Here is a 7,684-nt window from a genome sequence, read left to right on the forward strand (position 1 = left end):
AGGCCGCCGCCACTAACCTTTCTCCAACGACGCAAATCAAGGAGAAGGGCAATGAACAGCAACAATGGTACGAACAATCGCGCGCCGATGCCGGCTGCGTTCTTCGGCATCGCGGTCGGCGGGCTCGCGCTCGCGGGCGCATGGCGCGCGGCGGCTCGCGTGTGGGCGATTCCCGATGCGGTGCCCGCATGGCTGACGGCGGGCGCGCTCGTCGTCTGGATCGCGGTGCTCGTCGCATACGGGCGCAAGTGGCTCGTCCAGCGCGATGCGGCCATCGCGGAAATGCGTCATCCGGTGCAGTCTTCGTTCGCGGCGCTCGTGCCGGTATCGGCGATGCTCGTCGCACAAGCCGTGCAGCCTTATTCGCGGCCGCTCGCGATCGCGCTCTTCGCGATCGGCGTCGCGAGTTCGCTCGCGCTCGGCGCGTATCTGCATGGCCGGTTCTGGCAGGGCGGCCGCAAGCCCGAGCTGACGACGCCCGCCATCTACCTTCCGACGGTCGCGCCCAGCTTCGTCGCGGCGACGGCGGCGGCCGGGCTCGGTTTCACGCAAATCGGCATGTTGCTGTTCGGCGCGGGCGTGTTCTCGTGGCTCGCGATCGAATCGATCATGCTGCATCGCGCCGCCGTGCATGAACCGCTGCCCGAAGCATTGCGCCCTACGCTCGGCATCCAGCTTGCGCCGCCGGTCGTCGGAGGCGTGTCGTATCTCGCGATCACGCACGGCGTACCCGATACGTTCGCATACATGCTGCTCGGCTACGGTCTCTATCAGGCGCTGATGCTCGCGCGCCTCGTGCCCTGGATTCGCCAACGCGCGTTCACGCCTTCGTACTGGGCCTTCAGCTTCGGTGCCGCAGCATTGCCGACGATGGCTATTCGCATGCTCGAACGCGGCGCCACCGGCCCGATGACGTGGATCGCACCGGCTGCGTTCGTCGTGGCCAACGTGGTGATCGGTCTCATGATCGCGGGAACGGTGCGGGCGATCGTGCGAGGCGAGTTGCTGCCGGCCGCGGTTACATCGGCGCCGGCGAACGTCACGCCGATCAGCATCGAGCGTCGTGCGGCAGCGGGTTCGCGTTGAACATCACAACGTCAGCACTTCGCCCGCGCGCAACGCACGCAGCGACACATCGGGCAACGCGGCGCGCAGTTCTTCCAGAATCTGCGCGCCGTGCGGCGGTTTCAGATGCGAAATCAGCAATTCGGCTTTCATCGCGCGGCCACGCAGATCATCGGCGATGAGCTTCGGGCAATAGTGATGCGCCGCACGCGCCAACGCGATCTGCGCATCCGGATACGCGGTCTCGACGATCACATGGCGCAGTCCCGGCAACGCGCACACGGCGGCCCAGAACTCGGGATTGCTCGTCGTATCGCCGCTGAACGCGATGCACGCCGTTGCGTTCGACACCGCCAGCCCCATCGACGGCACCGTATGCCGCGCGGGCAATGCCGTCACGGTGCGCCCGTTCAGCATGAAGCATTCGCCGACCTCCAGCGCTTCGAAGCGCACGCCCGGCGCATCGGGCGAAGGAATGCGCGTGAAGTCCGGCCAGATCAGATTGTTGAAGATGTGCGCCTGAAGTATGTCGAGCGTCGCGCGGCTCGCGTGAACGACGAGCGGCCTATCGCGCGCGTCGCCTACGGCATCGATCATGAGCGGCAGATACGCAATGTGATCCAGATGCGAGTGCGTGAGAAACACATGATCGATACGCGCGAGTTCGTCGTCGGTGAGCACGGCGACGCCCGTGCCGGCATCGATCATGATGTCGCCGTCGACGAGCAGCGCCGTCGTGCCGCCGCGATCGCCCGCATCGTCGCCGCCGCGCCTGATCGCGCCGCTACAGCCGAGTACCCGAACGTTCATGATGATTCATTTCGTGTCGAATTCGCTTACGCAATCCCAGTCCTCGGGCAACGCAATGCCGCGCAGCGCATCGATGCGCCTGCGATACATCGCGTACACCTGTCGCTCAGGATACTGCGCCGCGAGCGTCGCGAGTAGCGTTTGCGCTTCGTCCCACTCGCGCGCGCGATAGTGCGCGAGCGCCGCGTGCCAGCGCGTGAGCGCATCGCCGTGTTCGTGCGCGGGCTGCGGCTCGAACACCGCAATCGGCGCGACGCGTCCTTTCACGCGCACGCGATCGATCTCGCGGAACGCGATATCCGTCACCCGTTCGCGCGTCGCTTCGCCCACGATGATGTCGATATCGAAGCGCCGCGTGAGGCCTTCGAGCCGCGCCGCGACATTCACGGCATCGCCCATCACGGTGTAGGCGCGGCGCACGTGCGAGCCCATGTCGCCGACGGTCATCGGCCCCGTATTGATGCCGATGCCGATCCACAGCGTCGGCCAGCCGCGCGCCGTGAGCGTGCGGTTCAGCTCGACGAGCGCCGCGCGCATGCCGAGCGCCGCCGCGACGGCGTTGCGCGCGTGATCCGGATCGTCGACGGGCGCACCCCAGAAACCCATGATCGCATCGCCGATGTACTTGTCGAGCGTGCCGCGATGCGCGCGGATCACTTCGGTCATCGTGCCGAGATACTCGTTCATCAGACGCGCGAGCGCTTCCGGCTCCAGCGTCTCCGCGATGGCCGTGAAGCCGAGCACGTCGCAGAACAGCACGGTCAACTCGGCGCGCCGCCCGGCCATGCTGTAGTCCTCCGGATGACGGCTCATTTCCTCGACGAGCTCGGGCGGCACGTATTGCCCGAACAGCGCGGTGAAATGGCGTTTCGCGCGCGCCTCGACGAAGTAGCCGTACGACATGTTGAGCACGTAGAGCGCGAGCGCGGCGAGCAGCGGCGACGCCACAGGAATCGACCAGCGAAGCCGCGCGAACGCGAAGAGATCCGCCGCGACGACGAGCGCGAGCAACATCGCGGTGAAGATCGTCGCGCGCGCGGGCATGTGCCACGGCCAGAGGAAGATCATCGCGAGTCCGATGAGCGCAAGCATCGACGCCTGCAACGCCGACGCGAACGGGGGTTCGAAGCGGATCGTATCGTCGAGCATGCCGCCGATCAGATTCGCGTTCACCTCGACGCCCGGATAAACCTCGCCGACGGGCGTCGTGCGCTGATCCATCAGGCCCGGCGCCGTCGTGCCGACGAGCGCGATCTTGCCCGCGAGCGCGTTGGCGGGAATGCGCTCTCCGAGCACGTCGGCGATGGAGTAATACGGGAAGCTGCCGGTCGGGCCGCGATAGGGCACGAGCGCCGCGCCGTTTTCATCGACAGGAATCGTGCGCGTGCCGCGCGGCGTCGTGAGCGCGAGTCCCGCGAGCGGCGCGGCGGGATCGGTTGCGTCGTCGAAGACCGGCGTCACCGCGGCGTCGCCGAACAGCGCGCGGATCACGTCGAGCGACAGCGCGCCGTACACGCCGTCGCGATAGGCCGCGATGAGCGGCACGCGGCGCACGGAGCCGTCGAAATCGATCACGGGATTGAAGTATCCGGCGCGCTTCGCCGCCTGTTGCAGCGCGGGCAGATTGCCGCCGTAGCTCGTCCAGTCGAAGAGCATGAGCGGATGCGTGCCGAACGCGCGCGCGCTCATCAAGGGCGATGGAATCGCGCCGCTCGATGCATCGCGATTCGAAAAGTAAAAGCCGAGCACGACGGGATGACCGGCAAGGGCATCGGCGAAACGGCGGTCGTAATCGAGGCGCGGAGCAAGCGCATCGAGCGTCTTGCGGTACGCGGCGTCCTCGGCGAGCGGGCCGCGCGCGAGTTCGTCGAGCACGGCAAGGCCCGAACTCGCGTCGGCTTCCGCGAACACCATGTCGAAGCCGAGCACCGCGATGCGCTCGCGCGAAAACAGCGTATCGACGAGCGCCGCCATGCGCGCGCGATCCCACGGCCAGCGGCCCAGTTCGGCGAGGCTTTTCTCGTCGATATCGAGAATCGCGATGCGCGCGTCCGTCGTGCGCGGCATGAAGAGACGCACTTTCGCGTCGTAGATCATCGCGTCGAGCGAATCGATGAAGCGGATGTCATAGCGCGACAGCGCATGTCCCGCGAGCGCGACGACGATCGCGAGCCCGAGCGCCCAGCGCGCGCCCGAGCGTTTGAACGTGAACGCGAGCGGTTCTCGCACCCTCATTGCGCGGCCCGGATCTGTCCGTTCGCGACGACGAGCCGCGCCGCCAGCACGCGCGCGTGCGCATCGACGCCGAAAGACATGAGCGCCGCGTGCAACTGCGCTGCGCGCATGACGTCCGTATCGCGGCTCGTGTTTTCGCTCATCGTGGGCTCGCTAACGGCACGCCGCCGACGGCACCACCGGCGTCACGCGCGATGCCGGCAGCACGCCGAACGGCAGCCGCGGACTCACGACGATCACGCCTTCGCCCGCGCGCACGATCTGCCTGTCGACCTGATTGATGACGACGATCTGACCATCGTAGACGACGATCTGATCGCCCTTGCAATCCGCGTTCGCGCCCGGTTCGAGATTCGCGCAATCGGTGACGGAATATTCGGTGCCGCGTATGCCGATGGTCGACGTCGGCGTCTTCACGCGATAGTTCTCCGGCTTGCCTTCCTTCGCGACGAGCCCGTCGAGCGCGCGCAATCCGCCTTTCACGAGCGACAGAAAGCTGCGGTCTTCCTGCGGCGCGTTCGCCGCGTAATGAAAATCGTCGACGCGAAACACCGAGCCGGGCTTCAGATACACGCGCTGCTTGTCGGTGAAGATCATCACGATTTCAGAGCCGACGCCGGTCTGCACGGTGTCGCCGTTGTCGATGTCGCCGCCGACCGCCGCCACGCGTTGCGCGCCGCCCGCCGATTGAATCGCGACATTGCCGACGAGCGCGGTGATCGTCGCGACCGCTTCGGCGCACGCCGCGCGCGCGGTCATCGCCAGGAAGAGGAAGAGAAGAAGGTGTCGGGCGCGCGTCATGTTCGGTCTCAGAAGGACTTCGTGAGCGCGATCCAGAAGCGGTTCGCGTGTCCGGTGCCGAGCGTCGAAGGCACGTAGCCGAGCGTGTGCGCGTACGACATCGACAGCAGAAAGTCGTGCGGCGCGGCGAACGTCGCGCCGACGCCCAGCCCGGAAAGCCGGACGTGATCGCTGCCCGGCGCGACCGGATGCGCGACGATCTTCCCGTCGGCGGTATCGATGAAGCCCGATAGCGTCACGAGCACCGGCACGAGCGATTGCCTGATCGTCTGCCGTAGTTCGATGGTCGCGATATACGCTTCGTCGACGGGCGCGTCGCCGGTCGCATAGGCGCGCACGGCATACGGGCCGCCGAGCGAGATCTGCTCGGACGAATCGAGATTGCGCGAAGTCGCCTGGCCGTTGAGCGAAAGGTAGAGCTGCGTGCCGTTGGCCTGATCGCCGATCACCTGCGTGTGCGTCACGGCGAACACGAACTTCGTGAACGCACCGGCGATCTGCGCGGCGATCTGTTCCGGCTGCGGCGTCTTATAGCGCAGGTTGCCTTGCTGGATAGCCGTGTCGAACGTCGTGATGCTCTTTTCGAGCGTCAGATTGCCCGAGAGCCCGAGCCGGCCGACATCGCTCGTCTTGTCGCTGACGGAATCGAACGCGCCGAGATGATCCGACAGCAGCTTGTGGTCGTAGCCGAGCGTCGCGAATACGTTCGCCGACGGCGAGCGCAGCAGCGCGTAGCTCAGGAACGTCGAGAAGGCATTGGCGCTGCCGTAGGCGTCGAGTTCGTCGAACTGACCGCCGACCGAATACGTCGAGCGCGTGTAGCCGACGCCCCACGCGAACCCGCTGCCGCCGACCGGCACCGTGTAGCCGATGTTGCCGTAGAACTGCCCGGTGATCGAGCCGAGCAGCCGCGCGCCCAACTGATCGCCGATGCCGAGCGGATTGTTCCATTGCAGCGCGCCGATGAGACGCGCGGTGCCGGTCGTCGTCTGGCCGTAGTTGTCGGCCTGCACGCTGCCGGAGACGGGCCGCGCGGTCGGCACGGCGAGCGTCATGTCGGAGGTGCCGGGAAGAAGGCCCGGCGAGATCGTCGCGTTCGCGCCCGTCGTGCCGGCCGCGTCCTGCGCGAGCAACGTGGCGCGGGTGAGGGCGCGCTCGTCGATCACGTCGCCCGGTTTGAGCGCGCCGAAAAATCGCGCGATGACGGGGTCGCGCGTGCGCGACTGGTTGTCGATGTCGATGCGACCGTAACGTCCCTCGCTCACCGCGATACGCACGATGCCGTCATCGATCTGCTGCGGCGGCACAAAGGCGCGCGCGACCAGATAGCCGTGCCGCCGATAGAACGCGCTCACGCGATCGGCGGCGCTTTCGAGATCGTCGAGCGAACGCCCCGCACCGATGAACGGCCGCACGGCGTCGAGCAGTTCCGCCGTCGGGAAAAGCGTGTTGCCGGTGAACGCGAAACCTTTCACTTCGAAGCGGATGCCTCCTGTTTCGCCGGAGACGGGCGGCGGTTCGGGCGCGGGCGTCACGTTCAGACGCAGATCGGAAGGCGGGACGGGCGCGGGCGCTTGCTGCTGCTGTTCGCGCAGGATGCTGCCCGCGTTCGGCAGCGTCTGGGCGTGCGTTTCGCGCATGTCGCGCGCCGTCGCCGCGACGAGCGTCGCGATGAGCACGGCGAGCCGGCGCGACGCGACGCTGTGGCGTCGTTCGCGGGGCCCGAAGCGTCGCACGCGCCTGGGCCTCACATGCGGCATACGTGACCGGGCCATGCGTCGTCCGGCAGACGGCTGCCGTCGCTCGTCGAATCGGTGCGCTGCTGCACGAGCGGCGCGGACTCCGGCTGACGGCCCGGCGTCGCGTTGTAGAGCGGCGCGGGATTGGCCGCGTCGGTACGCACGGAATCGAGAATGCCGGGCAGCGCCGCGACGGTCGTGACGGGCGTTTCCGGTTCTTGCGGCATCACCGGCTGTACGGGGACGGACGGCGGCGCAGGCGGCGGCGTGCCCGCGATGCGCAGCGTGCCGCCTTGCGTCGTGATCGTGTAGCCGGTCGGGCCGCCCGTCGCCGTGACCGTGATCGCGTACGTGCCGATCGCCGCGCCCGGCGTCGCGCCGGTGCTCGTCACCGTGAAGACGAACGGCTCGTGGTTCGCCGGGCTGTCGGCGAATGCGTTGCCGTAGTTCGCGCCGTTGTAGCGCAGCGCGATCGTCACGTCGTTCGGACCGAGCGTGCGCGGCGTCTCGAACGGCACGTCGATGTTGATCGCCGTCAACGTGACCTGCTGCCGCGCATTGAACGCGAACCGGTTGCCCGATGCCGATGCCGCGCGCGCATCGGCGCCGCCGGTGTAGGCATCGCCCCAGAGCGCGAGATTGCCGCTTTGCAGTCCGCCGAAGGCGTCGGCCTCGGGCGCGTCGGAGTAGACGAGCCAGCGGCCGTTCGGCGCGGAAAGCGCGTTCGCTCCCGCGCGGTTCACGAAGGTCGTCGCGGCGAGCGTGATCGCCGTGCCGCTCGCGCGGCTCGCAATGGGGGCGGCGAGCGTGAGCGCGGGCGCCGTGAGCGTGACCGCGCCGCTCGCCGAAACGCCCGACAAACCCGCGACGCGGCCGATCGTGAGCGGCGCGCTATCGGCGATGTCGACGGAACCGGCGTTCGCCGCCAGCGTGCCGATGCGATTGCCCGCGTTCGTCAGCCGGTACGCGCCCGCGCCGCCTTGCAGGGCGACATTGGCCGCCTGGATGGGCGCCTGTTGTGTCGCGGTGCCGGC

At 67.8% G+C, this 7,684-nt stretch carries 6 protein-coding genes and 1 pseudogene; 1 reads left to right on the forward strand and 6 read right to left on the reverse strand.

Annotated features, from left to right (window positions below):
- The first annotated feature begins 51 nt into the window (after nt 1–51).
- Nucleotides 52–1,086 carry a dicarboxylate transporter/tellurite-resistance protein TehA gene (gene tehA, locus BG60_RS33630; RefSeq protein WP_034474204.1) on the forward strand — a complete coding sequence of 345 codons (1,035 nt, stop codon included), beginning with the start codon at nt 52–54 and terminating at the stop codon, nt 1,084–1,086.
- A gap of 3 nt (nt 1,087–1,089) precedes the next feature.
- Here the strand turns inward: tehA and BG60_RS33635 are convergent, their stop codons facing one another.
- From BG60_RS33635 to BG60_RS33655, 6 genes and pseudogenes are all read right to left on the reverse strand, one after another.
- Nucleotides 1,090–1,875: a 3',5'-cyclic-nucleotide phosphodiesterase gene (locus BG60_RS33635; protein WP_034474206.1), complete on the reverse strand. Its 786-nt coding sequence runs from the start codon at nt 1,873–1,875 to the stop codon at nt 1,090–1,092.
- A gap of 6 nt (nt 1,876–1,881) precedes the next feature.
- Nucleotides 1,882–4,110 (reverse strand): CHASE2 domain-containing protein, encoded by a 2,229-nt coding sequence (locus BG60_RS33640; RefSeq protein WP_034474208.1) that lies wholly within the window; start codon nt 4,108–4,110, stop codon nt 1,882–1,884.
- Nucleotides 4,107–4,253, reverse strand: coding sequence for a hypothetical protein (locus tag BG60_RS38895; protein WP_160172931.1), 147 nt, complete (start codon nt 4,251–4,253; stop codon nt 4,107–4,109). The genes BG60_RS33640 and BG60_RS38895 overlap by 4 nt, the downstream gene beginning before the upstream one ends.
- Nucleotides 4,254–4,263: 10 nt before the next feature.
- On the reverse strand, nt 4,264–4,911 hold the full coding sequence (locus BG60_RS33645; protein WP_034474212.1) for a FecR family protein: 648 nt from the start codon (nt 4,909–4,911) through the stop codon (nt 4,264–4,266).
- A gap of 8 nt (nt 4,912–4,919) precedes the next feature.
- Nucleotides 4,920–6,686 (reverse strand): ShlB/FhaC/HecB family hemolysin secretion/activation protein, encoded by a 1,767-nt coding sequence (locus tag BG60_RS33650; protein ID WP_241484925.1) that lies wholly within the window; start codon nt 6,684–6,686, stop codon nt 4,920–4,922.
- Nucleotides 6,659–7,684, reverse strand: a pseudogene (locus BG60_RS33655) (filamentous hemagglutinin N-terminal domain-containing protein); the annotation flags it as partial. The gene BG60_RS33650 and the pseudogene BG60_RS33655, both read right to left, overlap by 28 nt.

This window comes from Caballeronia zhejiangensis (assembly GCF_000698575.1).
Taxonomy (GTDB): domain Bacteria; phylum Pseudomonadota; class Gammaproteobacteria; order Burkholderiales; family Burkholderiaceae; genus Caballeronia; species Caballeronia zhejiangensis.

Excerpts from the sequence above, each read along its gene's own strand:
- tehA (WP_034474204.1), top strand. The coding sequence starts at position 52 with ATGAACAGCAACAATGGTACGAACAATCGCGCGCCGATGCCGGCTGCG.
- BG60_RS33635 (WP_034474206.1), bottom strand. The coding sequence starts at position 1,875 with ATGAACGTTCGGGTACTCGGCTGTAGCGGCGCGATCAGGCGCGGCGGC.
- BG60_RS33640 (WP_034474208.1), bottom strand. The coding sequence starts at position 4,110 with ATGAGGGTGCGAGAACCGCTCGCGTTCACGTTCAAACGCTCGGGCGCG.
- BG60_RS38895 (WP_160172931.1), bottom strand. The coding sequence starts at position 4,253 with ATGAGCGAAAACACGAGCCGCGATACGGACGTCATGCGCGCAGCGCAG.
- BG60_RS33645 (WP_034474212.1), bottom strand. The coding sequence starts at position 4,911 with ATGACGCGCGCCCGACACCTTCTTCTCTTCCTCTTCCTGGCGATGACC.
- BG60_RS33650 (WP_241484925.1), bottom strand. The coding sequence starts at position 6,686 with ATGGCCCGGTCACGTATGCCGCATGTGAGGCCCAGGCGCGTGCGACGC.